This is a genomic window from Bacillus sp. B.PNR1 (assembly GCF_030386235.1).
Lineage (GTDB): Bacteria > Bacillota > Bacilli > Bacillales > Bacillaceae > Bacillus > Bacillus stercoris.
Genome location: NZ_JANYMN010000001.1, coordinates 613,870 through 637,565, shown reverse-complemented (window position 1 = coordinate 637,565; position 23,696 = coordinate 613,870). Strand labels below are relative to the sequence as shown.

31 protein-coding genes, 1 tRNA gene and 1 riboswitch are annotated in these 23,696 nt (G+C 41.7%); of the genes, 10 read left to right on the top strand and 22 right to left on the bottom strand.

The window, feature by feature from the left end; genetic code table 11:
* Positions 1–71: 71 nt before the first annotated feature.
* A complete protein-coding gene (gene lipM, locus NZD81_RS03510; protein WP_014664579.1) occupies positions 72–908 on the bottom strand; it encodes an octanoyltransferase LipM in 837 nt (278 codons plus the stop codon).
* Positions 909–1,098: 190 nt separating this feature from the next.
* Here lipM and NZD81_RS03505 point away from each other — a divergent pair, with 190 nt between their 5' ends.
* On the top strand, positions 1,099–1,479 hold the full coding sequence (locus NZD81_RS03505; protein WP_014664580.1) for a rhodanese-like domain-containing protein: 381 nt from the start codon (positions 1,099–1,101) through the stop codon (positions 1,477–1,479).
* A 35-nt stretch (positions 1,480–1,514) separates the two neighbouring features.
* Here NZD81_RS03505 and gcvPB read toward each other — a convergent pair whose 3' ends face one another.
* The 3 genes from gcvPB to gcvT are packed head-to-tail and all read right to left on the bottom strand — an operon-like array spanning position 1,515 to position 5,437.
* A complete protein-coding gene (gcvPB, locus tag NZD81_RS03500) occupies positions 1,515–2,981 on the bottom strand; it encodes an aminomethyl-transferring glycine dehydrogenase subunit GcvPB (protein ID WP_206868985.1) in 1,467 nt (488 codons plus the stop codon).
* Positions 2,974–4,320, bottom strand: a complete 1,347-nt coding sequence (gcvPA, locus tag NZD81_RS03495) for an aminomethyl-transferring glycine dehydrogenase subunit GcvPA (RefSeq protein ID WP_289859565.1) — start codon at positions 4,318–4,320, stop codon at positions 2,974–2,976. The genes gcvPB and gcvPA overlap by 8 nt, the downstream gene beginning before the upstream one ends.
* Before the next feature lie 28 nt (positions 4,321–4,348).
* Positions 4,349–5,437 (bottom strand): glycine cleavage system aminomethyltransferase GcvT, encoded by a 1,089-nt coding sequence (gene gcvT / locus NZD81_RS03490; RefSeq protein WP_282372661.1) that lies wholly within the window; start codon positions 5,435–5,437, stop codon positions 4,349–4,351.
* Positions 5,438–5,608: 171 nt separating this feature from the next.
* Positions 5,609–5,710: riboswitch (glycine riboswitch) on the bottom strand.
* A 168-nt stretch (positions 5,711–5,878) separates the two neighbouring features.
* Between gcvT and NZD81_RS03485 the strand changes: the two genes are divergently transcribed.
* From NZD81_RS03485 to sinR, 4 genes are all read left to right on the top strand, one after another.
* Positions 5,879–7,552, top strand: a complete 1,674-nt coding sequence (locus NZD81_RS03485) for a DEAD/DEAH box helicase (RefSeq protein ID WP_069149860.1) — start codon at positions 5,879–5,881, stop codon at positions 7,550–7,552.
* A gap of 20 nt (positions 7,553–7,572) precedes the next feature.
* Positions 7,573–8,367 carry a YqhG family protein gene (locus NZD81_RS03480; RefSeq protein WP_014664585.1) on the top strand — a complete coding sequence of 265 codons (795 nt, stop codon included), beginning with the start codon at positions 7,573–7,575 and terminating at the stop codon, positions 8,365–8,367.
* A gap of 183 nt (positions 8,368–8,550) precedes the next feature.
* The gene (sinI, locus tag NZD81_RS03475) at positions 8,551–8,724 is read left to right on the top strand and encodes an anti-repressor SinI (RefSeq protein WP_003230187.1); all 174 of its coding nucleotides are present in this window, start codon (positions 8,551–8,553) and stop codon (positions 8,722–8,724) included.
* A gap of 33 nt (positions 8,725–8,757) precedes the next feature.
* Entirely contained in the window at positions 8,758–9,093 is a 336-nt protein-coding gene (gene sinR / locus NZD81_RS03470; RefSeq protein ID WP_003226345.1) for a transcriptional regulator SinR, read from the top strand.
* A gap of 93 nt (positions 9,094–9,186) precedes the next feature.
* Here sinR and tasA read toward each other — a convergent pair whose 3' ends face one another.
* The 3 genes from tasA to tapA form a co-directional block, all read right to left on the bottom strand.
* Positions 9,187–9,972: a biofilm matrix protein TasA gene (tasA, locus tag NZD81_RS03465; RefSeq protein ID WP_014664586.1), complete on the bottom strand. Its 786-nt coding sequence runs from the start codon at positions 9,970–9,972 to the stop codon at positions 9,187–9,189.
* Between the two features lie 63 nt (positions 9,973–10,035).
* Positions 10,036–10,608 (bottom strand): signal peptidase I SipW, encoded by a 573-nt coding sequence (gene sipW, locus NZD81_RS03460; RefSeq protein WP_014664587.1) that lies wholly within the window; start codon positions 10,606–10,608, stop codon positions 10,036–10,038.
* Entirely contained in the window at positions 10,592–11,347 is a 756-nt protein-coding gene (gene tapA, locus NZD81_RS03455) for an amyloid fiber anchoring/assembly protein TapA (protein WP_282372662.1), read from the bottom strand. The genes sipW and tapA overlap by 17 nt, the downstream gene beginning before the upstream one ends.
* 271 nt (positions 11,348–11,618) lie before the next feature.
* Here tapA and NZD81_RS03450 point away from each other — a divergent pair, with 271 nt between their 5' ends.
* Positions 11,619–11,945: a YqzG/YhdC family protein gene (locus NZD81_RS03450; protein WP_014664589.1), complete on the top strand. Its 327-nt coding sequence runs from the start codon at positions 11,619–11,621 to the stop codon at positions 11,943–11,945.
* Between the two features lie 40 nt (positions 11,946–11,985).
* On the opposite strand, the gene NZD81_RS03445 is transcribed toward NZD81_RS03450, so the two are convergent.
* The 10 genes from NZD81_RS03445 to corA all read right to left on the bottom strand — a co-directional run bounded on the left by NZD81_RS03445 (position 11,986) and on the right by corA (position 17,812).
* Entirely contained in the window at positions 11,986–12,165 is a 180-nt protein-coding gene (locus tag NZD81_RS03445; protein ID WP_014480252.1) for a YqzE family protein, read from the bottom strand.
* A 71-nt stretch (positions 12,166–12,236) separates the two neighbouring features.
* Complete coding sequence (gene comGG / locus NZD81_RS03440; RefSeq protein ID WP_071578591.1) at positions 12,237–12,611, bottom strand: competence type IV pilus minor pilin ComGG; 375 nt, start codon at positions 12,609–12,611, stop codon at positions 12,237–12,239.
* The gene (locus NZD81_RS03435) at positions 12,612–12,992 is read right to left on the bottom strand and encodes a ComGF family competence protein (protein ID WP_014664591.1); all 381 of its coding nucleotides are present in this window, start codon (positions 12,990–12,992) and stop codon (positions 12,612–12,614) included.
* 25 nt (positions 12,993–13,017) lie between these two features.
* Positions 13,018–13,365, bottom strand: coding sequence for a competence type IV pilus minor pilin ComGE (gene comGE / locus NZD81_RS03430; RefSeq protein ID WP_014664592.1), 348 nt, complete (start codon positions 13,363–13,365; stop codon positions 13,018–13,020).
* Positions 13,349–13,780: a competence type IV pilus minor pilin ComGD gene (gene comGD / locus NZD81_RS03425; protein WP_014664593.1), complete on the bottom strand. Its 432-nt coding sequence runs from the start codon at positions 13,778–13,780 to the stop codon at positions 13,349–13,351. The genes comGE and comGD overlap by 17 nt, the downstream gene beginning before the upstream one ends.
* Entirely contained in the window at positions 13,770–14,066 is a 297-nt protein-coding gene (gene comGC, locus NZD81_RS03420; RefSeq protein ID WP_003230162.1) for a comG operon protein ComGC, read from the bottom strand. Before comGC ends, comGD begins: the two co-directional genes overlap by 11 nt.
* A gap of 13 nt (positions 14,067–14,079) precedes the next feature.
* A complete protein-coding gene (comGB, locus tag NZD81_RS03415; protein ID WP_282372665.1) occupies positions 14,080–15,117 on the bottom strand; it encodes a competence type IV pilus assembly protein ComGB in 1,038 nt (345 codons plus the stop codon).
* Complete coding sequence (gene comGA / locus NZD81_RS03410; protein ID WP_041521378.1) at positions 15,104–16,174, bottom strand: competence protein ComGA; 1,071 nt, start codon at positions 16,172–16,174, stop codon at positions 15,104–15,106. The genes comGB and comGA overlap by 14 nt, the downstream gene beginning before the upstream one ends.
* A 211-nt stretch (positions 16,175–16,385) precedes the next feature.
* Positions 16,386–16,796 carry a CBS domain-containing protein gene (locus NZD81_RS03405; protein ID WP_041521379.1) on the bottom strand — a complete coding sequence of 137 codons (411 nt, stop codon included), beginning with the start codon at positions 16,794–16,796 and terminating at the stop codon, positions 16,386–16,388.
* 62 nt (positions 16,797–16,858) lie between these two features.
* Positions 16,859–17,812, bottom strand: a complete 954-nt coding sequence (corA, locus tag NZD81_RS03400) for a magnesium transporter CorA (protein WP_282372667.1) — start codon at positions 17,810–17,812, stop codon at positions 16,859–16,861.
* 142 nt (positions 17,813–17,954) lie between these two features.
* Here corA and NZD81_RS03395 point away from each other — a divergent pair, with 142 nt between their 5' ends.
* A complete protein-coding gene (locus NZD81_RS03395) occupies positions 17,955–19,283 on the top strand; it encodes a hemolysin family protein (RefSeq protein ID WP_069150775.1) in 1,329 nt (442 codons plus the stop codon).
* Between the two features lie 49 nt (positions 19,284–19,332).
* Here the strand turns inward: NZD81_RS03395 and rsbRD are convergent, their stop codons facing one another.
* Positions 19,333–20,169, bottom strand: a complete 837-nt coding sequence (gene rsbRD, locus NZD81_RS03390; protein WP_014664600.1) for an RsbT co-antagonist protein RsbRD — start codon at positions 20,167–20,169, stop codon at positions 19,333–19,335.
* Positions 20,170–20,253: 84 nt separating this feature from the next.
* On the opposite strand from rsbRD, the gene NZD81_RS03385 reads away from it, so the two are divergent.
* A tRNA-Gln gene (locus tag NZD81_RS03385) sits at positions 20,254–20,324 on the top strand.
* Positions 20,325–20,390: 66 nt separating this feature from the next.
* Here the strand turns inward: NZD81_RS03385 and mgsR are convergent.
* Positions 20,391–20,771, bottom strand: a complete 381-nt coding sequence (mgsR, locus tag NZD81_RS03380; protein WP_014664601.1) for a transcriptional regulator MgsR — start codon at positions 20,769–20,771, stop codon at positions 20,391–20,393.
* Positions 20,772–21,003: 232 nt separating this feature from the next.
* Here mgsR and NZD81_RS03375 point away from each other — a divergent pair, with 232 nt between their 5' ends.
* Positions 21,004–21,249, top strand: a complete 246-nt coding sequence (locus NZD81_RS03375) for a DUF2626 domain-containing protein (RefSeq protein ID WP_003226300.1) — start codon at positions 21,004–21,006, stop codon at positions 21,247–21,249.
* A gap of 39 nt (positions 21,250–21,288) precedes the next feature.
* Here NZD81_RS03375 and NZD81_RS03370 read toward each other — a convergent pair whose 3' ends face one another.
* Positions 21,289–21,924 (bottom strand): MBL fold metallo-hydrolase, encoded by a 636-nt coding sequence (locus NZD81_RS03370; RefSeq protein ID WP_014480263.1) that lies wholly within the window; start codon positions 21,922–21,924, stop codon positions 21,289–21,291.
* A gap of 156 nt (positions 21,925–22,080) precedes the next feature.
* Here NZD81_RS03370 and NZD81_RS03365 point away from each other — a divergent pair, with 156 nt between their 5' ends.
* Entirely contained in the window at positions 22,081–22,254 is a 174-nt protein-coding gene (locus tag NZD81_RS03365) for a DUF2759 domain-containing protein (RefSeq protein ID WP_003230141.1), read from the top strand.
* 31 nt (positions 22,255–22,285) lie between these two features.
* On the opposite strand, the gene NZD81_RS03360 is transcribed toward NZD81_RS03365, so the two are convergent.
* Positions 22,286–22,600, bottom strand: a complete 315-nt coding sequence (locus NZD81_RS03360) for an MTH1187 family thiamine-binding protein (protein ID WP_282372671.1) — start codon at positions 22,598–22,600, stop codon at positions 22,286–22,288.
* A 2-nt stretch (positions 22,601–22,602) separates the two neighbouring features.
* Positions 22,603–23,658, bottom strand: a complete 1,056-nt coding sequence (locus tag NZD81_RS03355; RefSeq protein WP_014664604.1) for a YqgU-like beta propeller domain-containing protein — start codon at positions 23,656–23,658, stop codon at positions 22,603–22,605.
* Between the last annotated feature and the right edge of the window lie 38 nt (positions 23,659–23,696).

The window sequence follows — 23,696 nt, the reverse complement described above, 5'->3', positions numbered from 1 at the left end:
TTATAAACCATTACAAGTTTACACTAATGAACTTGAAAAAACAAGGATGCTCCGCGGGTCAAAAGCCCTGTTTACCGCTTATAATTCCATTCATCTGAAGCATACTTTGTTTCAGCCAAGTGATGAACGAAGTCAAGCTCTTCCTGAGAAAGTTCGTACGGCTCCAGATGAATGTTAAGACCTGTTTCAAATCCTTCTTTAAAGGCTTTACGAGCCTCATCCATCGTCACCCGTTTTTCGGTGAGTTCATTAATGGCGACCGCTTTATTTTTGAAATTGCGCTGCATCCGCTCTCTTACTCTTTCACTTGGATATAAGAACAGATCGAACAGCTTGTCCTCATCCAAATCAAGAAGAATGGAGCCATGCTGAAGAATCACGCCTTTTTGTCTCGTTTGTGCGCTTCCCGCCACCTTGCGGCCCTCAACCACTAGCTCATACCACGAAGGCGCGTCAAAACAAACGGATGACCGCGGATTTTTTAAGCTTTCTTTTTCTTTTTCGGTTCTCGGGATGGCAAAGTAAGCATCCAGGCCGAGATTTCTAAAGCCTTGAAGTATGCCTTCTGAAATAACCCTGTATGCCTCAGTAACAGTCGCCGGCATTTCGGGGTGCTCTTCCGAAACAATCACGCTGTATGTCAATTCCTGATCGTGCAGAACGCCTCTCCCTCCGGTCGGGCGTCTGACGAATCCGAGATTATACTTATGTACTGCTTCAAAATTGATTTCCTTTTTAATATTTTGAAAATACCCTACAGAAAGCGTCGCCGGATTCCAGCCATAAAAACGGATAACCGGGGGAATTTTCTTCTCGCTATGCCAATATAAAAGCGCTTCATCAAGCGCCATATTGAATGCAGGACTTGCATTGCCTGAGTCTATAAACCGCCAAGTTTCTTTTTGCATTTTAAGACCTTCCTTACCGTTTTAATAGAATCAGTTTATCAAACTGCCGGGAAAATGAAAAATATTTTAGTTCCATTATAGATGACAATCACGCTGTGCTTTACTATAATAGTATTTGTCGAAAACGGCTCTATGACCTTGTTTTATGAAGCAGGGTTTTGATTTTATATGCTAAAGGAGTAGAATCACATTGTCTAATATGATCGTTTTGATTATTTTTGCTGCATTTATTGTCTATATGATTGCTTCATATGTTTATCAGCAGCGTATTATGAAAACACTTACCGAAGAAGAATTCCGCGCGGGTTACCGCAAAGCGCAGCTTATTGACGTTCGTGAACCGAATGAGTTTGAGGGCGGACATATTTTGGGCGCCCGCAACATCCCGCTGTCTCAGCTGAAACAGAGAAAAAATGAAATCCGTCCGGACAAGCCTGTTTACCTATACTGCCAAAACAGTGTCCGCAGCGGACGCGCGGCACAAACCCTGCGCAAAAACGGCTGCACTGAGATTTATAACCTAAAAGGCGGCTTTAAAAAATGGGGCGGAAAGATTAAAGCGAAGAAATAAAGCAAAACAGCTGTCTGGCAGACAGCTGTTTTTATTTATTTCTCTTCCGCCTCGTATCTGAGCACCGGGTGTCTCGCCGCTTTTGTTTCATCCATTCGTTTTACAATCGTTGTATGCGGCGCCTCCTGAACAAGCTCCGGATTCTCCTCCGCTTCTTTTGCGATTTGAATCATAGCATCAATAAACGCATCCAGTGTTTCCTTTGATTCTGTCTCTGTCGGCTCAATCATGATGCATTCTTCAACATTAAGCGGGAAATAAATTGTCGGCGGATGATAGCCGAAATCAAGCAGCCGTTTTGCAATATCAAGCGTACGCACTCCCAGATTTTTCTGCCGCTTCCCTGACAATACAAATTCATGCTTGCAATGGCGGTCAAACGGAAGATCGTAATAAGGCGCGAGCTTTCTCATCATATAGTTGGCGTTTAACACTGCGTTCTCAGTAACAGCTTGTAACCCGTCAGGCCCCATGGAACGGATGTACGTATACGCTCTGACATTAATGCCAAAGTTGCCGTAATACGGCTTCACGCGGCCGATCGCATGAGGGCGGTCATAATCAAACGTAAAGCGCCCTTCTTTTTTGACTAAAACGGGTTTTGGCAAATACGGAATCAGATCTTGTTTTACGCCGACAGGGCCTGAGCCGGGGCCTCCGCCGCCATGAGGGCCTGTGAATGTTTTATGCAGGTTGAGGTGCACCACGTCAAATCCCATATCCCCAGGTCTCGCTTTGCTTAAAACGGCATTTAAATTAGCGCCGTCATAGTACAATTTCCCTCCCGCTTCGTGAACAATCTCCGCCATCTCTGTAATCTGTTCCTCAAACAAGCCGAGCGTGTTCGGATTCGTCAGCATAAGAGCTGCAGTTTCTTCATTCACTGCTCTTTTTAAATCCTCTAAATCAACAAGACCATTTTCATTCGATTTCACCGTAACAGTTTCAAAGCCTGCTACTGTCGCTGATGCAGGATTCGTCCCGTGCGCGGAATCAGGGACAATGACTTTCGTCCGTTTGAAATCCCCGCGCGCTTCATGATAGGCGCGGATCATCATCAGCCCCGTCCATTCACCGTGCGCTCCGGCAGCAGGCTGAAGCGTTACTTCATCCATTCCCGTTATTTCTTCAAGGTGCTTGCTTAAATCATATAAAAGCTCTAACGCGCCTTGTACCGTGCTTTCATCCTGAAGGGGGTGAATCGCAGCAAAACCGGGAATACGCGCGATTTTCTCATTGATTTTCGGATTGTATTTCATCGTGCAAGAACCGAGCGGGTAAAAGCCGGAATCCACTCCGTGATTGCGTTTGGAGAGCGCCGTATAATGGCGCATGATATCCAGCTCTGAAACCTCCGGCAGCGCTGCGTCTTCGTCACGAATATAGGTGTCTGACAAGAGGCCCTCCAATTCGATTTCCGGTACATCGAGCTCCGGCAGACTGTAGCCGATACGGCCTTCTCTGGAAAGCTCAAAAATAAGTGCCTGATCCTGATTACTCATGGCGATCCCCCAATTCCTGAATGAGTGCGTCAATTTCTTCTTTTGTTCTCAGCTCCGTTACAGCAACCAGCATATGACAGTTTAGCTCCGGGTACGTCAGCCCAAGATCATATCCGCCAATCATTCCTTTTGCCAGCAAACGCTGGTTCACAGCTCTCACTGGTTCCTTCAGTTTGATGACAAATTCATTAAACATCGATCCGTCAAACATAACGGTAAGGCCTGCTTTTTTTGCTTCTTGCTTTGCATAGTTGGCTTTTAAGAGATTTTGGCGGGCTATTTCTTTTACACCGTTTTTTCCGAGAGCAGTCATGGCCACTGATGCCGCCAGCGCATTTAACGCTTGGTTCGAGCAAATATTTGATGTTGCTTTATCCCGGCGAATATGCTGCTCCCTGGCTTGCAATGTAAGCACAAAGCCTCTTTTCCCGTTTTCGTCTTCCGTTTGCCCGACGAGGCGGCCCGGCACCTTTCTCATCAATTTTTTCGTAACGGCAAAAAAGCCACAGTGCGGGCCGCCGTATGCTGAAGGAATGCCGAAAGGCTGCGCATCACCGACGACGATATCAGAGTGAAACTTGCCAGGTGGCGTGAGGAGGCCAAGTGCAAGCGGGTTGGCTGATACAATAAACATGGATTTCCCTTGATGAGCAATAGGCTCAATATCCTTTAACGGCTCAATCCGGCCAAAAAAATTCGGGTATTGAACGATCACTGCGGCTGTGTCCTCGCAAACGGTTTGGCGCAAAGCATCAAGATCTGTAACGCCATCTGCAGCGGGTACTTCAACAACTTCGATATACTGACCTTTTGCGTACGTTTTCAGCACTTCCCGTGATTCAGGATGCACGGTTTTTGACACAACGATTTTTTTCTTTTTCGTGTGGCCTGAAGCAAGCATTGCTGCTTCTGCCAAAGCTGTACCGCCATCATACATAGAGGAGTTGGCGATATCCATTCCCGTCAGCTCACAGATCATCGTTTGGAATTCAAAAATCGCCTGAAGCTCTCCTTGTGAAATCTCTGGCTGATAAGGCGTATATGCGGTATAAAACTCAGAGCGCGAAATGACATGATCCACAATGACAGGCTGATAGTGGTCATATACACCCGCTCCCAAGAAAGAAGCATATTGTACGGTATCACGATTTTTAGAGGCCAGATTTGTCAGTTCTCTTGTTAATTCCGTTTCTGATTTCGCTTTTTTGATTTGATACTCTTTTTTATATTTGACGTTCTCCGGTATATCAGCAAATAAATCATCGACGCTGCTTACGCCGATCGCGGCAAGCATTTCCTGTTTATCCTTTTCTGTTGCGGGCAAATAACGGTGCTTCATGTGTTGACTCCTCTCTCCAAGAAAAATATTAGCGTTTATAAAATGGTGTTTTGACAACCTTTGCTTTCACTAATTTTTTGCGAATCTCTACATCTACAACAGTCCCGATATTACTCGCTTCCGAAGCAATTAAGGCAAGGCCGACGTTTTTCCCTAATGTGGGTGACTGCGTGCCGGTTGTCACCTTTCCTACGGATTTGCCATTATGAAAAACTTCATATCCGTGCCGCGGTATCCCTTTGTCAATCATTTCGAGACCGACAAGTTTACGCTTCGCTCCGTTTTCTTTTTGTTCACTCAATACTGATTTCCCGAAAAAGTCAGACTCCTTTTTGTGCTTTACGGCAAAGCCTATACCTGCTTCAATCGGTGTAATATCCCGGGTCAGCTCCTGACCATACAACGGGAGCTTCGCTTCAAATCGAAGCGTATCACGTGCTCCGAGACCACATGGAATCAGTCCATATGCATCCCCTGCATCAATGATTTTTTTCCAAATATGAACAGCATCATCACTGCGGCAGTAAATTTCGTACCCGTCTTCACCCGTATAGCCAGTTCGGGAAATAAGCGCTTTGCAGCCGCTAATATCGGCTTCATCCATAAACGCAAACGGCTTTAAGGCAGACACATCTGCAGCTGTCAGATTTTTTAAGATTGCTTCTGCTTTCGGCCCCTGTACAGCCAAGAGCGCGATTTGATCTGACTGATTGTCAATCTGCACATCACCTGCTGCATGTTCTTTCATCCAAGCCAAGTCTTTATCTATATTAGAAGCATTAATGACAAGCAGATAGCGGTTTTCTCCTTTTTGATAGATAAGCAAATCATCGACGGTTCCGCCATCCGGATAACACATCGCCGTATATTGAGCACGTCCCGGTGTTAACGCGGAAACATCATTTGTCATCAGCCTTTGCAAAAAAGACAGACTATCGTTTCCTGATACTTCGATTTCTCCCATATGGGATACATCAAACAAACCGGCTGCAGTTCGGACAGCCTCGTGTTCTTTTTTTATAGAAGAAAATTGGACAGGCAGCTTCCAGCCTCCGAAATCAATCGTTTTTCCTCCATATTCCTTATACAGGTTAAATAACGGCGTTCTTTTCAGCATCTAATTCCTCCCCTTTTTCAACGGCGCAGCTAAAAAACATACAAAAAAGGACAGAGAAACACCTCATGTAAAATGAAGGTTCTCTGTCCTGGCACCTGAAAGTTTACTTTGCATACGCAAAGACGTCCCCTTTGGTGGTTTGCGCATCCGCGCAAACACTCTCCAGAGTTGCGTCGAGCAAGAGTTCTTTTGCCTGAGAGATTCACTCAGCAGTTTGCTCCTTCGGCGCCTGTATCCCGAGGTTTTCGGTCAGGTCTCTCCCCTTGCTGTCATTCGCTCATATTTTCATGCTGTTGTGGACATACTATAGCAATATCTTACATCAAATACATACTCATATCCTACCATCATCACTATATGCTGGGCAACAGCAATTTGGGCAGATTTTTCTTATATTGTTCATCTTAAGAATCGAAGAATAAGAAAGGCGGTTTCAAAGCAATGAATGCAGAAATGATCTACGATGCAAAATGGCCTGAAGAATTTGCTGAAAGGCTGAAAAACGATGGCCCTTGGGCGAACTGGGAACTATACAAACTCTCTGCAGAAATCCAGAAAACATTAGCAATTCCAGAGTTTGAAGGCTTACGTGCTCCTTTATACCTGCCTTCCTTTACGCCGCTCCCACACCAGCTTGAGGTGGCGCAAAAAGTGGTTGAAAAAATGAACGGGAAAGCGATTTTAGCAGATGAGGTCGGCCTCGGGAAAACGGTTGAAGCCGGTTTAATTTTAAAAGAGTATATGATTCGCGGGTTAGCAAAAAAAATTTTGATCCTTGTGCCCGCTTCCCTTGTGTCACAGTGGGTCAAAGAGCTTCAGGAAAAATTTTTGATTCCGGCTGTTGAACAAAAGAAAAGCTATGTGTGGGAACAATGCGATATTGTCGTCTCGTCAATAGACACCGCAAAGCGCTCGCCCCATCGCGAAATCGTTCTGTCTATCCCATATGACCTTGTCATTATTGATGAGGCACACAAACTGAAAAATAGCAAAACGAAGAACTATGAATTTGTCCGGAATCTCGTAAAAAAATATTGCCTGCTTCTTACCGCGACGCCAATTCAGAACCGTATCGAAGAGATTTTCAATTTGGTGTCCTTACTAAAACCGGGGCATTTAGGCAGCCAGAATCACTTTCAGGAGGAGTTCGCCAACAAGAAAACCAGTTTAGAAGCGCATGAACATTTAAAAGATCTTGTGAATAAAGTCATGATCCGTAATAGGCGGCATGATACCGGGCTGAATTGGAAACAGCGCCATGTTGAAACAGTGCCGATTGAATTTTCTCCTTCAGAGCAGGCCCTTTATGATGAAATTTCTCGCTTGAAGGAAAGTATCAATAAGCCGGCCAGCATGTTCTCAATTATGACCTTGCAAAGAGAATGCTGTTCAAGCAGAGAAGCGGTATATATGACGCTGAAAAAAATGCTTGATCAAAAAGAGAAACAAGCACCTGCCATTGATGAGCATACGATTTCAGTTTTAATAGAGCGCATCAATCAAGTGACACAAAATTCTAAAGCGCTTCAAGTCGTTGATTTAATCAAAAAGATTGACGATAAGGTCATCATTTTTACAGAATACCGGGCAACCCAGATTTATTTGCAGTGGTTTCTTCAACAAAACGGGATCAGTTCTGTGCCGTTTAGAGGCGGATTTAAACGCGGGAAAAAAGACTGGATGAAGGACCTTTTCCGCGGAAAGATTCAAGTTCTTATTGCAACTGAAGCAGGCGGTGAGGGGATTAACCTTCAATTTTGCAATCACATGATCAACTATGACTTGCCATGGAACCCGATGCGACTTGAGCAAAGAATCGGAAGAATTCACAGGCTAGGGCAGGAGCGTGACGTGCACATTTATAACATGGCAACAAAACATACGGTGGAAGAGCATATTCTAAAGCTTTTATATGAAAAAATTCATTTGTTTGAAAAAGTGGTTGGCGAACTTGATGATATTTTAACGAAAATTCAAGTGAACAATTTTGAAGAACACCTTCATGACATTTTGTATCACTCAGCAACAGAAGAAGAAATGAAAATAAAAATGGATAACTTAACCTCATTTTTGTCTTATAAAAAACAGCAGCCTGCTGAAAAAAGAGGATCTTAGCCTGTAAGGAGGTTTTAGTAGTGAGACAGCGAGAGGTTCACGATTTTCTGCTGCGTTTTTTTCAAGCAAACAGCTGCCAAATCGTCGATCAAGGCTTAGGCTATATGACAGTACAGCTTACAGTTGAAATGGACAAACAGATCATGAACCGCCCTTTCTATTGGCATTGGCGTGAGAAGACAGGCGGTGATCCGAATCCAATGAAAATCACCTTTATTACAGATAAAGAAAATGCGCCAAAAGACCTAGATGGCGAATTTATATATTTTGGGGCCCCGCGCCTTTTTCAAATATTTAAAGCTGTTAAACAAAATGGGAGATTTACCAGAATGTATGAGAAAATTGAATCAGCCGGAGCCAAAGTCCCACTTCAGCCTTGGCTTGGTATAAATGTCACGATTTCATACCAGTCCGACATGAAAAAGGATAAGCTATTGTCACTAGGTCTTCACCTAGTCTCTGGAACGATTATTGAAGATTTTCAAAGCAAGCTGACCCAGCTTTCACTGACATCTCAAATATGTGACTATTGCTTCACTATTTCACCTATGATCAAACCAGAAAGCGGGCTTAAACGTATGGAAAACTATATTTCCAAATCCGCTATGCAGGAGCCGTCCGACTGGGCGGAACAAGCGGTTAACAGGTGGAGAAATGATATGACATTGCTTGATAAGTTTTACGAGCATATAGAAGAAAAACCAGAAGAATACCATCTAGAAAAACAGGCGCTGAAAACGTTGTATCAACCAAAGATTTCAGTTGAAATTGAAAATGGCGGATTGTTTTATCTGCAAAATAATATTTCAAGCTAACTTTTTTACCATTCGACACCATTCTCGTTTTTTTTAAGAAAATGCGATTATAATAAAAGTATATTGGAAAAAAATTCTGGTAATTGTAATGGCAAATGACTTCCAGAGACTAATGAAGCATACAATGAGTCATGGCCGGACTGGCTGAAATACATAAACAAGTATTTTAGGAGGAGAAACTGCATGAAAAATGCAAAACAAGAGCACTTTGAATTGGATCAAGAATGGGTTGAATTAATGGTGGAAGCCAAAGAGGCAAATATCAGCCCGGAAGAAATACGAAAATATTTACTTTTAAACAAAAAGTCTGCTCATCCTGGTCCGGCAGCCAGAAGTCATACCGTAAATCCTTTCTGAATGTGCTATAATATCACAAGGAAGGTGATGACATTGATTGGCCAGCGTATTAAACAATACCGTAAAGAAAAAGGCTACTCACTATCAGAACTAGCTGAAAAAGCTGGGGTAGCGAAGTCTTATTTAAGCTCAATAGAACGAAATCTACAAACGAACCCCTCCATTCAATTTCTCGAAAAAGTCTCCGCTGTTCTGGACGTCTCGGTTCATACTTTGCTCGATGAGAAACATGAAACCGAATACGATGGTCAATTAGATAGTGAATGGGAGAAATTGGTTCGCGATGCAATGACATCCGGGGTATCGAAAAAACAATTTCGTGAATTTTTAGATTATCAAAAATGGAGAAAATCCCAAAAAGAGGAGTAGTGCCTGAGCAGAGGCACTAACTCCTCTTTTGTCAATAAACATGGAGACGGCCCAGTATACAATATACTGGGCCGCCTCTTTTTATTGCTGTTTTTAATTTTTATCCTCGCTGTGCGCTTTTTCATTTTCTTTCACGTAACCGTCTTTATCAGTATGGTCCTTTTTGATTGTCAGGCCGTTCCACTGTGTAGCTTCGAACGAGAATTGAAGCTTAATGGAGTTGCCTTGGTATTTATTTTGAACCATAAGCCCGTTTTCATCTTTTGTTTTATCATCTTTGAATTGGATTTCCATTTGAACCTGATCGAAATCAGTTGGTGTTTTTGGAACACCATCATATTCAGGAGCGGTTTTACCGTCAATTGTTGCTACATTGACTTTACCGCTTGCATGTAAGAATTTAGGGTCAATTTGTTTTTTAATTTTTTCAGCAGCCGCTGCATCATTTTTAGCAGACATCAAATACAAGTCTTTAAGGTTCGCATCATCTAAAATAATGTTTTTCGGGTAACCATTGCCGCCCTCTTTTCCAACTGTCAATAATGTCACTTCAAACTGGCTGAGAAAATCTTCCGGAGATGTATTGCTGCCGCCGTTTGCTTTAAAATCTCCATAATTAAGTGCCATTAAAACTTCTTTGATCGCAAGTGAGCCGTTATTTTCAAATTGGAAATCCTTTGTCAGCTTATCTCCCGGCTTTAGATTTGATAAGTTCACACTCGCTGAATTCTCTTTAGCAGATAAATCAAGCGTACCTGATGCAAAAGTAGCATCCTTTGATTTAATATCGTTAAATGCTGCCCATGTTCCTCCTCCAACTAAAGCTAATCCTAATGCCGCAGAAGCAACTCCTAAACTCAATTTCTTTTTCATACCCATGGCTAACTCCCCTTTTATTGAATATTTTTATATCGAAACCTGTTGCCAGGTTTACAACTGAGGTTAAGTGGACATGGTGCTGTCCTTTGTATCTGTTTCCAAGGCTTTTGTCTTTCTTTCAATTTCTCTGATGGCGCTGGTGATCGTCACAAAAGCGTACACTAGCAGCATCACGCCAGGAACAATTAATAAAATTGCCGTTCCAATCGGCTGGCTGGCAAAATGAAGCATATAGCCGGCATATGGAAGCTGAAAACCTGTGTATTGCGCGCGAACATTTTCGTCGGATACAGGCGCTGAATCGGCTGCAGCATTATTATCACCTTTTGTTTTAAATAACAAATGGTCTTCTTGCTTAGTGATGCCAACAATTCTGTGGGTGACCGCCGTATTTGCATCCTGCATAAATGTAATAACGTCACCTTTTTGGAGCTCTTTCACATCAGTGATTTCTTTGACCAATATTAAGGAACCTGTATTGAACTCCGGCTCCATCGAACCTGACAGAACTGATTTCAACGTGTACCCAAACACTGCCGGCTCTCCCCCGGATGAACGTGTTGAAATCACGACAAGTGTCAGCACTATAATAAGAGTAAAGATGATCACATAAAGAATATTACTGATCAGCTTCATTGCTTTTTTCATCCTCTTCCCCGCTTTCCTTCTGATCTGTTTGAGTTTCATTTTCTTTTATTACAGCTTCTTGAGATGTTTCTTCTTTAATTGTTTTTTTCTGTATATCCTTTTGTGTTGTTTCCTTGTTGACGTGCGACTTCGTTTCTTTTTTAGGAACTGTCGGTTTTTCATCGCATTTTGCAAGCGTCATAGGCTCCGACCACTCAAATGTACTGCCGTCTGCCGGGTAGCCGGCCGGTTTATATACTTTAAATGCATAAATGCCGGGTTTCATTTTTTTCTTCGTCTCAATTTTATAAAGTGAATCGCCAATTTGATTGGAGACAAACCCTTTTTCGATCACATTCCCATTCTTTAACGGTTTGCGGGCATTTTCCAGCTTATGAAGCTCCCACTTCCACTTTGATTTATTAAGTTTCTCACCTGTATTTTTGAGCTCAGCAAATAAGGTAATAGGTGAGCATACAGTCCCTTTCGTATTTGTTTGATCTGATATGTGCAAATCACTTTGATCCCAGCGTTTATCATAATGGCAGTTTTTATCTGTATGCTGAAAGTCTTTACACGTTTGAAGTGAGACATCCAACGTTTCAATATCATGAAAAGCAGCGCTTGTATCATCGGAAAATTGTAAGCATATTGCGGCAGTCAGACTGAAAATGACTGAAAGCTGAAAGATAAGCAGCACTTTCAGTTTTGTCTTCGCCTTTTGCTGATTGCGAAACAATCGAAACATATCTTACCTCCTGTAAAACACTGTAACTTGATATGACAATCGTTCTCTTTAAAGAACTACACAAATAGAGTATAATCAACGATTTATAGATTTAAAAACATCAAAATCAACCATTTTGTTCGTTTAAAAGAATGATTTCGCCATATTACAAAGTCTCGCTCCATATTGCTCACGTTTTCAATTTTTTAGAAATTTTTGGGATTGTTATGTGAGAAATTAAATGCATATCCCGCTCTAATTTGGTAATAATAAACAAAGAAAGGGTGACAGCATGATGATCAAACAATGTGTGATTTGTCTATCTCTTCTCGTCTTCGGCACCGCTGCCGCTCACGCAGAAGACGCACCGCTCGTAACCGCCCGCCACATGTCCAAATGGGAAGAAATCGCTGTTAAAGAAGCAAAAAAAAGGTACCCGCTCGCACAAGTACTGTTCAAACAAAAAGTATGGGACCGCAAAAGAAAAGATGAAGCAGTGAAGCAATACCATTTAACTTTGAGGGAAGGGTCAAAAGAATTCGGTGTTTTTGTGACGATTTCATTTGATCCTTATAGCCAAAAGGTCAATAAAATTGCCATTTTAGAAGAATATCAATAAGGTCCTCCATTTTTGAAGGACCTTATTCGTTAATTTACGGTTATTTTTTCCGCTTGAGCCAAAGACGGAAGCCATAGGGTAAAATACCGAACCACTGCTGGGAAGCGGGCGTTTTTGTTTCTTTCCGCACCTCTTTTCGTTCTTTTCGCTCATCTCTCGGAGTATCTATATATTTGACAAATTGCTGCGTCATATATTTCACATAATCATTCGTTTTCACGTGATCACCTCATCATTCAATTATTATGAAGTGTTGTCTCATATGACTTTTTTTATACCCTTTCCACTGCTTTATTCTGTCCAGCTCAGCATTTTTTTCTGTTTTTGATCAAACACGATCAGTGCAGTTCTTTCTGTTCCCGACTCCGTCAACACTTTTAAGTTGATTTCTTTTTGCTCTTTTATTGATGTATCGTGAATATAATAAGAAACCTGTCCATATGGAAATTGCTGCGTACCCTTCTGCCCTTTCTGTTGCTCAAGGACATGCCGAATTGAAAGAAGCGCACCATTCTGAAGCAAATTCTCTCCTGTATATAATTCTTTCGTTTCCTTCTCAAACATGCAGCGTGAAATATATTGAGCAGCAGTAAAGTTCACGATTAACAGCACAAGCGCTGACACAAAAAGAACTGCTGGATAAATAAACCCTCTCGTACGGTACATTCACCCTCCTCCTAAATACGAATAAACCGGAAAAGAAGTTTGATACACTTTTTTCTCACTCTCAATTTTCAGCAAAACAACACCATTTTCAATATCAGCTTTCATAGCTGTAATATGATCTAAAATGGGAACATGCCCTTTGCCATCCACTCTTTTTCTTACCATAGAATGATAAACTTCAAAACGGATGTCTTGCCCGGAAAGGTTGGTGCAAATTAAAACGCTCCCATGCTCGGCTGTCTTAACTGCCTGTGACTCCTTGCATTCATTCATCATCTGTTCTATCGAAATCATCCATTCTTGCTGTGTGAAACCGCCATGCTCCTGCTGTCGAGATAAAAACAGATGGAAAATCGTCGCTAACGATCCTGATATGAGCAAAAAGACAGAGAGAGAAAATAATACGTTAAGAAGCGTGTAGCCATTCTGTCTGCAGAATGCTGAGGCAAAATGATTTCTCTTTATAAGCTGCCGCTGAGATGCATACGTTTTGATATTCGCCCTCCTCCTCCCACGTCATAGCATAGGTCTGGTTGTTCTTTGTCATCGTTTTTGACGCGGCTCCTTCACCAGTCATGACATATTTGCTAATGCTCTCATTCATCATCTGATAACCGATTTCTCGTGATTCCGACATATTTTCATCAGCTATCAGCTTGTCCCACAAGGGGACAACTGTCAGCAGCACAAACAGCCATAGGCTTAGCGCAGACATTGTTTCTATTGTAGAAAAACCTTTACTTCCTATCCACATTGACTCTCCCGCTCCCTAAATAAACTGTTATGTCATAAGTCGCATAGCCTTTTACTTGTATTTTCCCGCCTGCATTCGGGTGCCCTTTCTCATTAAATTCCAAACGGTCTTTTAATGTCAGCGGTTTTATAGAAAGTCCCGTTGCATAAGGACGTTTAATTACCGTATCACCCATGACTAATTGATATTCTTTTTTGTGAAAGAGAATTTTTGTTCTTTGTTGACTGGAAATCGCAGTCTGCTGTGCGAGCATCATATCATTTTTCAGCTGCCATGCTGCCTGTCGGACAGCTGTATTCTCATAAGCAGGAGGAAGTGTGGTGAAGACGGCAATTAGGAGGATAGAGGCTATACTTAACACAAGCAAACTTTCTAAAAGGGTAAACCCCTCCTCCTCGTTTAGTTTAATGTTCAACCTTAACTTCTCCGCCAGTGATGATAATGCGCTTCCCATTTGGACAGACAGCATCCTTTTTCACATAGCCCTCTGACTGCAAATCGGCAAGGCTCGGAGTTTGTCCTTCATGATCAAGCTCAAATGCAGTCATTTGTGCTTTAACCATGTTTTGTAAGCCTTCACAGCCCTTTTTTTGAATGGTTTGATTATGTTTCGTCACGTTCGGTATTGTAATTAAAAGCAATATGGAAATAATGAAGAGCACGATCAACATTTCAACAAGTGTAAATCCTTTTTCATTCATCAGCCTCTTCCTTTCACATTTGATTCATCATCTGATACATAGGCAAAAGCATAGATAAATACACAAGTAAGATCATTGCAGCAACAAATCCATAAATCATCGGCTGAAGGATGCCTGTCCATTTTTGCGCCTTATGCTCCAGCCGCTGCAATATGAACTGGCTGTATGTGAAAAGCTCACGATCTAGACGGCCGCTCAGCTGGCCATGGGATATGACTTTTGAAAAATCAGTTTCAAAAAAAGGGCTCCCACAAATAGCCGCTTCAATTGATTCACCGGCTTTTAGCCGTTCAATCACGTGTTCTGCCTCGCAGCGGTAGAAAGGGAGAAACGTTTGATGTTTAAATGCATGAAGGCTGTCATAAATGGAGAGGCCTGATTTTAAAAGGCTGCTTAGCTGCAAAGAAAAAAAGTAGCTGTTAAACAGTCTGACAAGCTTTCCGACAAAAGGAATCCTGACACAAATAAGCATTTGCCTGGCAGGTGATTTTTTCTTAAACACAAACCAATAATAAATCCCGATACCAGCTGAAAAAAGAATCAGCAAAATGATCACAAGATCAATATGCTGAAAAAAAGCAAAAAGCATATCGGTTGAACGTGAGGTTTCCATATTCATCGATTGATAGATACCGGAAAATTGAGGAATGATGATGGACTGTAACATATAAAACATGACAGCAACGGTGAAGATGAGGAAAAGCGGATAGCGCAGCACCCTTTTCAGCTGGTCTGCCTGTGCAATTTTTCGTTCAAGCAGCTCTCCGCTCTGGATCATGGAGGCAGGCAGTTCACCATGTGTTTCAGCAAAATAACAAATACCTACAGCTTCCTTATGAAATGACAAACGCTTTAATACTTGATAAAACGGAGCCCCTTCCCTCAAACGAGTGACCGTATCAGTCAAGTCAGCTGACTGCCTCTTATTCATCTGAAGTTCCATCAGGCGCAATCCATCCAGAAGTGTATATCCGCTTGCCGTCATTTCTCCGAGCCGCTTTAATAACCGGGCCTGATCCTTTAACGGCCAGGTTTTTCTAATCTTTTTCATGATAAACCCACCGGTCATAGTTGTTTGTCGTTAAATAGCCGAGCGCAATTCCTTTTCTGATAATTTGACGAAGTGTTTGATATTGGTAATTTGCATGATTTCCTTTTGCCTCCTGGATACATTGCTGAAGGTTTTTCCCATAAAGAAGCTCATAAACGCCAGCTCTTCTGGTATTTCGTGACTGACGGCAATATACTGATGAACATCCGTTTTCACAAAATGGACAAGCCAAATCAACCAAGCGCTGAGCCGCTATTGCAATGACGGTCTGTTCAATTTCATTCATATTGATACCGAATTCAAGCAGCCTGTAAATTGCGCCCTTTGCATCTCTCGTATGAAGGCTCGTCAGTACCAGATGTCCCGTCATCGCTGCCCGCACCGCAATTTCAGCTGTTTCCGCATCTCTGATCTCACCTAAAATAATCATATCGGGGTCATGGCGCAAAATTGCCTTCAGACCTGCGGAATAAGTTACACCGGCTTTTTCATTCACCTGAACCTGAAGAACGTCGTCGTCCCTAGTTTCAACAGGGTCCTCTAATGTAACAATATTTCGATTAAAGTGTTTTTTTGCGTATTGAACCAGAGAGTATAATGTGGTAGTCTTCCCTGAACCAGTCGGCCCGGTAAAAATGAGCATGCCATGGGAATGTTTTAAAAATGAGAGTAATGTGGCTCCTGTCTTTGGAAATAACGACAGTTTATCAATCGAAGGGATATTGTATTGAGGCATCACTCTGATCACGAGGCTTTCTTCATTAATTGTGGGGAGCGTTGACATTCTTAAATGAACATTTCCCTCTTTCAGCTTTAACGTAAGCGAACCGTTTTGCGGCTTTCGCCTTTCCCCTATGTCCATTGCAGAAAGAAATTTAAAATGTGAAATCAGTCTTACGCACTCTTCTTTTTTCATGTTCCTTTTTTTCAGCAAGGCATGATCGACCCGAAAATGAATGATAGCGTCTCGCTCCCTCGGCACGATGTGAATATCAGAAGCCTTTGTTAGATATGCCTCTTCAATCAAGTTTTTGCTTATCTTTTCTATTGAATCCAATTTGATTCCCTCTCCTTTCCATGCGTATTGTAGGAAAAAAAGAGGCGATAATCAAACAGGAAAAACGTGATTTTGTGAAGGCATTATAGGCTGAAAAATCAATTCCTGCTGGCAGAAAAAAGACTTTCAACTGGAATGTACTCCTTTCATTATTATTTTCCCAATATAAAAAAGCAGACATGGTCACCATGCCTGCTTTATTCCATTTTCATTATGCTGTTTTAGAAATTTCACTTAATGCTTCTCCGGCTTTTTGATCAGTATCTTTCTCAACAGAAAGATCGCCTAAGGCAACGATACCGGTAATGTGCCCATTTTCAAGGATCGGTAAACGGCGGATTTGATGCTTAGCCATAAGCTGCCCCGCTTCTTCAGCAGACATATCAGGGTGGCCCGATACGATGTCAGTGCTCATGATATCACTTGCTTTTGCATCCATCTGATTTTCAGCTAAGCATCTCGTCACAATATCCCGATCAGATACAATCCCCTGAAGCGTGCCATTTTCACAGATTGGAATAGAACCGACATTGGAGTCTCTCATCTTTTTCGCTAGTTCCGTGATTGAAGCGTCTGGCTCACAGCATTCTACATTCTTCGTCATGATGTCTCTTATTTTCATGTTCATTCCTCCTTTACCGTGTTCTATTTATTCTTTATCCGCTGCACAAAATATGAAACATCTTATAAGGTCCGCCTTTTTCGAGATTCCCTTTTCTTCTTCCGCTCCTGCAGCATATCTCCCGTCCAGCCTTTTTTCCTCAAATATAGGTAGATCAGAACCGTAGATGTGACAATCAATAAGAGAGAAAAGAGGTATCCATATTTCCAATTCAGCTCCGGCATTACTGAAAAGTTCATCCCCCATAAGGCGCCCAGAGCTGTAATCGGCGTAAATAGCGTCGTGAAAATGGTCAATGCTTTTACAATTTCATTCCCCCTGTGTGAGGTAATGACTTCCTCTGAATGCAGCAGATTGTTCAGCTCCCCTTCAAATTCGCTGATGTATGTAAATCCTCTGTCAATTTTCTGGTGTGTCCGCTGATAATCCTTTTTCCCTTCATTTTGAGGTAAAAAGGTTTCTTTCAATGCCATTTCAATTTTTTTGGCGCTTAATATTAAATTTTTCCAAATCATCAGTTCATGGCGCAGGAGATGGACACGGTTTAAAATGCTTTTGCTATTGTCGTCTTTAATTTGCCATCGCAACTTTCTCAGCTTTACTTCAAATTCATCGACACCGATTAAATACGCATTCATTAGTTCGCCGAGAAGAATTAAAAACCCCTCTATCGCATTGTCCGCTCTTTCCATTTGCCGGACAACTTCTTTTCCTTTAATCTCTCTCAAAATCGCAAAGTCAAAGTTGATTGTAAAAAAATATTGTCTGGTGATATAAAAGTGAAAAACAGTATGGTCTTTTTCTTCACCAAGCCCCTGATCATAAACAATCGACCCAAATACCGCTTCATTATCCGTTTCAGTTGTATCTACTCGCAAAAAATTAACGTGATGGTTATTTTCAAACCACTTTTCACACTGAGGCCAGTGAGAAAAGTGAATGAGATCCCTTGCCTTACTTCTTTCCTGAGGCCCCATTTGGTACCAAAACCAATCTTTTCCCTTATGTGCCTTCATGTCAAGCTCCTCCAAACTTTTGTTCTTTATACTTTAATTGCCCAATAACGGCGTCACTAAACCATTGTGCGGCTCTGACACATGTTTTATGAGCATTTTCAGGTGGTATGGAATGGAGAAAGACATCGGAAAAGGGAGGTGCATGCCTTCCTTGGAGAAGGCATTTGTTTTGGAATTTGTCAATTTACTAGCAGTCGCTATTCTCATTTTGTTAACAGGATTTTTTGTCGCCATAGAATTTTCAATTGTAAAAGTGCGGCGATCCAGAATTGATCAGCTTGTCGCAAAAGGAAAGAAAGGTGCTAAAGCGGCAAAGCATGTCATCACTCACCTTGATGAATATTTATCAGCCTGTCAGCTGGGCATCACAGTCGCAGCTTTAGGATTGGGATGGCTTGGAGAGCCGACGGTGCAAACTCTGCTTCGGCCGCTTTTTCATAAAGCAGGCTTAAATGAATCGCTTACACACCTACTTTCACTCGTCATCGCGTTTTTAGCGGTTACGTATTTAAATGTCGTGATCGGGGAGCTGGCGCCAAAGAGTTTCGCCATTCAAAAGGCAGAGAGCATTACATTGTTGTTCGCTAAACCGCTTATTTGGTTTTATAAGATCATGTTTCCATTCATTTGGCTGCTGAACCACTCTGCCCGATTGATTACAGGAGTGTTCGGACTGAAACCGGCATCAGAGCATGAACTGGCATATACAGAAGAAGAGCTGCGGGTCCTATTGGCTGAAAGCTATAAAAGCGGTGAGATCAGAAAAAGTGAATTAAAGTACATGAATAATATCTTCACCTTTGATAAACGAATGGCAAAGGAAATTATGGTGCCGCGAAATGAAATGGTCAGTTTATCACTAGATGAAGGCTCCATTTCAAATCTTCAGGAAACAGTCAAGCAAACAAAATATACGCGGTATCCAGTTGTAAGAGAGGATAAAGATAACGTCATTGGCGTGATTAATATGAAAGAAGTGTTGTTTTCCATGCTGACGAAAGATTTTTCACTCAAAAAGCATCAAATTGAACCTTTCGTTCAGCCGGTTATCCATGTCATTGAGACGATTCCTATTTATAAACTACTGCTGAAAATGCAAAAGGAACGCACTCATATGGCGATCCTAATAGATGAATACGGCGGGACTTCCGGTTTGGTCACTGTCGAGGATATTATCGAAGAAATTGTAGGAGAAATCCGTGATGAATTTGATGCGGATGAAGTGCCTCATATACGCGAACTTGGAAAGGATCACTATTTATTAAATGCAAAATTATTAATCACCGACGTCAACAGCCTGCTTGGTACAGATTTATCAGACGCGGAAGTAGACACCTTGGGCGGCTGGTTTCTGACACAAAACATAGACGCTGAGCCTGAAAGTGTCATCGAATATGACGGCTACTCTTTTAAGGTAAAAGACATCGACAGCCATCACATTTTATTTATAGAAGTAAAAAAAGCTGAATAGCCTGAGAAAGGCTGTTCAGCTTCTACTTTCAGAATGAATGGCAAAAGCATCAACACTCTTTTATTTTAAATCCTTTATTGGCCAGAGCTTTAGCAAGACTTTGCTCGGTTTTCACATTCGAAAAATCCAGACCCAGCTTCACGACAGTTTGGGCAATTTCCGGCCTGATTCCTGAAATAATCGTCTCAATCCCGAGCAATTTGGTGCTGTCAATCACTTTAAAAATTTGATAGGCCACCATGGTATCAACGATAGGAACGCCAGAAATATCTAAAAATAAATACGAGAGCTTTAACGCTGAGCACTGCTCCAGCACCGACTCCAAAATCGTCCTCGCTCTGTAGGTATCAATTTCACCGACAAGCGGAAGAATCCCTATTCCCTCAGTGATCGGCATAATCGGCGCACTCAATTCATTAATCATTTCTTTTTGCGCGTTTAATTGTATTATGGTCACCTGATGATATTCCTCCGTAAACACTTCGATGATCCTATCAATGTTTTGATTCAAGATCCGGCTCCATTCATAAAAATCCTGAATGCTGATTTCTTGAGAAGAAGCTTCGCTGAATTTTTGAATCCATTCAAACATAATGTGCCTGAAGGCGTTAAACTGGCCGACACTTTCTGTTACCGTCACTTCATGAACGGCACGGTCTCTGGCGCATTGAAGAGACCATCGATTGAGCTCCTCCGTTACGTCTTCTTTTCCAAGGGATTTTGCTACGATGGTCACCAATAATTCATGTTGGTCTTTTAACTTTTGTGCTAGTTTTTGCTGATCTTTCGCCGAATACAGCCAGCTGCCTTTTGACGTACAAACTTCCAGCCATTGTTGCGTGATATCTTCTTTGTGCTCTGTTAAGTGCTGATCAAGAGCTGCCATCTTAATGAGTTACCTCCTGTATTTGAAAATTATGCTTTATATGTATAACGCATCTGCCTTTACACATACTATGTTTACATTCAATGGGCTATAGCCAAGCGGTAAGGCAATGGACTTTGACTCCGTGATCGTTGGTTCGAATCCAGCTAGCCCAGTTTCTGAACAGGTGAAAAACCGAAGATAAGCTGATTCGTATAAATCAGCGGATCTTCGGTTTTTCATCATGCAGATTGATGAACCGTTTTCTTCTTTGATAATTTCAACAGTTCTCCCGGATTGTAACCGATCACCAGCTTTTTGTTATCCACTAGAATTGGGCGTCGCAAAAGCTTTGGCTTCTCGATTAAAAGTTCCAGCACCTCATTTACCGTCATTTCTTCGATGTTTAAATTTAAATTTTTGAAGGTCTGGCTTCGTGTCGCTAAAATTTCATCAATGCCTTCTGTCGTTAACGATAAGATGTACTTTAATTCATCTATTGTTGGGGTTTCTCTGAATAAGTGCCGTTCGTTAAATTCAATTTGATGTGCTTTAAGCCAATGTTTTGTTTTTCGGCATGACGTGCAGCTTGGGTATGAGTAAAAAGTTAATTGTTGTTCCATTGTTTATTTTCCTCCTCAGTTAACCATCTCTTTGTAGAATAACTACCCGGATCATTTTTCATTTAAACCATTTACAGAAATTTTTTCGGATTATTTTTTAAAAAATATTCATACATTAGAGAACGCATCAAAAGGACAAATTCCATATGTATATTAATCATGAAAATGTTTACATTTCTAGGTGTGATCTATTATAATAACAGTCAGAGGGACTCTCGGGAGGGGATAAAAAATGAATCGCATGTTCCGGGTGTTAGGATTTTGGACGGGAATTTTTGCAGTCATGTTTTATTTAGGTGATATGAAAGATGCTTCCCTTTTATTTTTTGGACAGACGATTTTATTTGTGTTCCTATCGTATTTGAACTTAACTGAACGCATGTATATTTATATTTTTGGCGCTTATTTAACGATTTTCTTCGCCGGCTTTACATATTACTCGATTTTTATTATGGTGCCCGGCGGCGGAGGCCATTAAATGCAAAAAGAGACAAACCTTATCGGTTTGTCTCTTTTTTTACAATGAAAACCCATTTAAAAACGGATTTTGATCCTGCTCAGTCAGTACGTCTGTTTCAGGTCCATGGCCGCTTAACACCAGCGTATGTTCCGGCAGCGTAAGCAGTTTTTCATGAATGGATGTCAGCAGCGTCTCTTGATCGCCGCCTATTAAATCCGTACGCCCTATACCGCCTTGAAACAGAACATCTCCTGAGATCACCAAGTCTGCGTCTTTCACATAGTAAGACACACTGCCTGGTGAATGTCCCGGCGTAAATAATGTTTCCAAATGAAACGGCCCGATATTCAACTCACCGTCGCCTTCAATCAGATGATCTGCAGGCTTAGCTGTAACTTCTATCCCTCGCAGCATGCCGGAGCCGTTTAGAGAGGCATCCGTAAGCCAATTTTTTTCATTTTGATGTAAGTAAACAGGAATATCCCATTTTTCTCTCACTTCATCAAGCGCCCCAATGTGGTCAAAATGGGCATGTGTAAGCAAAATGGCTAAAGGCGTCAGCCCTTTTTCTTTTATGTATTGATTGATTTTATGTCCCTCGCCGCCCGGATCAAAAATCAGGCATTGATCATCGCTGATGAGAAAATATGCGTTCGCTTGAATCGGCCCTACTGGCATTCGTCTCCATTTCACTATTATCACCTCTTTCTTTTTTATGCTCTTATTATGAGGGTTTTTTAAAAAAGATTCAAACAATCGCAATGAAAACGCTATCGACAAACCTATAAAAAACAGGTAGAATAAAACTGGAAAGAATTGCAGGTTTTTCAATGTAAAGGGGGCTGTGTTATGTTACTTGTCGTGATTTTCGGCCTTGTCGCTCTTTTCGCTTTATGGGGAGTCTTGCGTTCTGTTAGAAATAAAAATATACTCGGGTTTTTATTAGCCGGCGCCACCTTATTTGTCTTTGGCTGGTTTACCGTGATGACCGTCATAAACAGCGGCTATCCAACCGCACATTAAAACCTGTATCCGATGGGATACAGGTTTATTTTTATGGCTGTAAATGTTTATTGACACTTTCTATTTTGCTCTCAAGCGTCGTTTTTTTGTCACGTCTGTCATCAATGCGGATATTCGTTGCCACTCTGTGCAATCCTTTTTGAAATGGCGCTTCGTGAATGGCCTGAATGACTGTGAAAAGGTCACTGAGTTCACCTTCAATCAGCGTACTCATCGGTGTCAGCTGATATTTGATTTTCCCTTCAGCTTGATATCCTTCTAAAATCTTTTGCACATCGGCCACGTAAGCACTGACACTGGGTGTTTCCGTACCGATTGGGATAATGGTCACATCTGCGATAGCCATCGTTACTCCATCTCCTTTTGATCAATAATGAGTTGCTTCGTTTTATGTGATTTCAATAAAATGATTTGCTCAAAATGAAAGCCGTATAACGCATATTTCCCGTTCGGAGATATTTGAATCGGCTCCATTTCCCGCAGAGAGACAAGATCTTTTGTCTCACCCGATGCCACATTGATTGCAGCAAGCTTATAAGCATCACCGCTTTGTTTGAACGTATAAAACAGGCCTCCCGCTTCATCATAGTCATACTCCATTGGAGCCAAACTTGTATATTTCGTTTGGAGCGGCCATTTCACTGTAACAGGTGATTTTGTATGCGGCGTTTCAAACTGATACGTCCCTTTCTCTCCGGAAGCTGACTTCACAGTAAAACTCATTTGATGGAAAGAATCGAAGAACAGAACGTTATCCTCAAGCTTTTGCTCCGTCTTAGAGACTGTATTAAACGTATATAAAGGCCCTGTTTTTTCGTCTCTTCCCTCTTTTACATAATCAAATGTATTTTTGGATGTCCAATGAATGAACGGAACCTGTACCGGACTTAAGAAAGACTCGTCTTTTTTAGCATTCACCTGATATGTATGGAAATCCCAGTTCTCACTGAATTCCGTCACCATTATTTGATAAGGATCATACTGATTCCAAGCAGCCTCCAGTTCATATGTTTCGTAATCTTTTTCGTAAAGCGTCTCTCCGTCTGCATTAAGCAAAACCACTGCTGTCTTTTGGCTATGTGTGATTTGCAGCAGAATCATCTGCTCCCTCGCATTAATTTGAACATCAACGATTTGACCATCCGTTTGATAGAGCTTTTTCGCTTTGCCTGTAAAGATGCGGTACGCAAAAAGCTCTGTTTTCGTCGGATTAGACGCAGTATATAAAATGGTGCTGTTATTCAGCCAGCCTTCCGCCCCGTCCGCTTTTTCCGCGGAAAGCGGTATGATATCTTTTTCCTCATCTTTTGCCGCTGATGCCTGTTTTTGCTGCTGATGAGATGGTTCGCATGCCGATAAACTAAAGAGCAATGCCGACAGCAGAATGAAACAAACTGATCTCATCAGCCTTCCCCTCCGATCCTCTTTATTGTCTCATATTT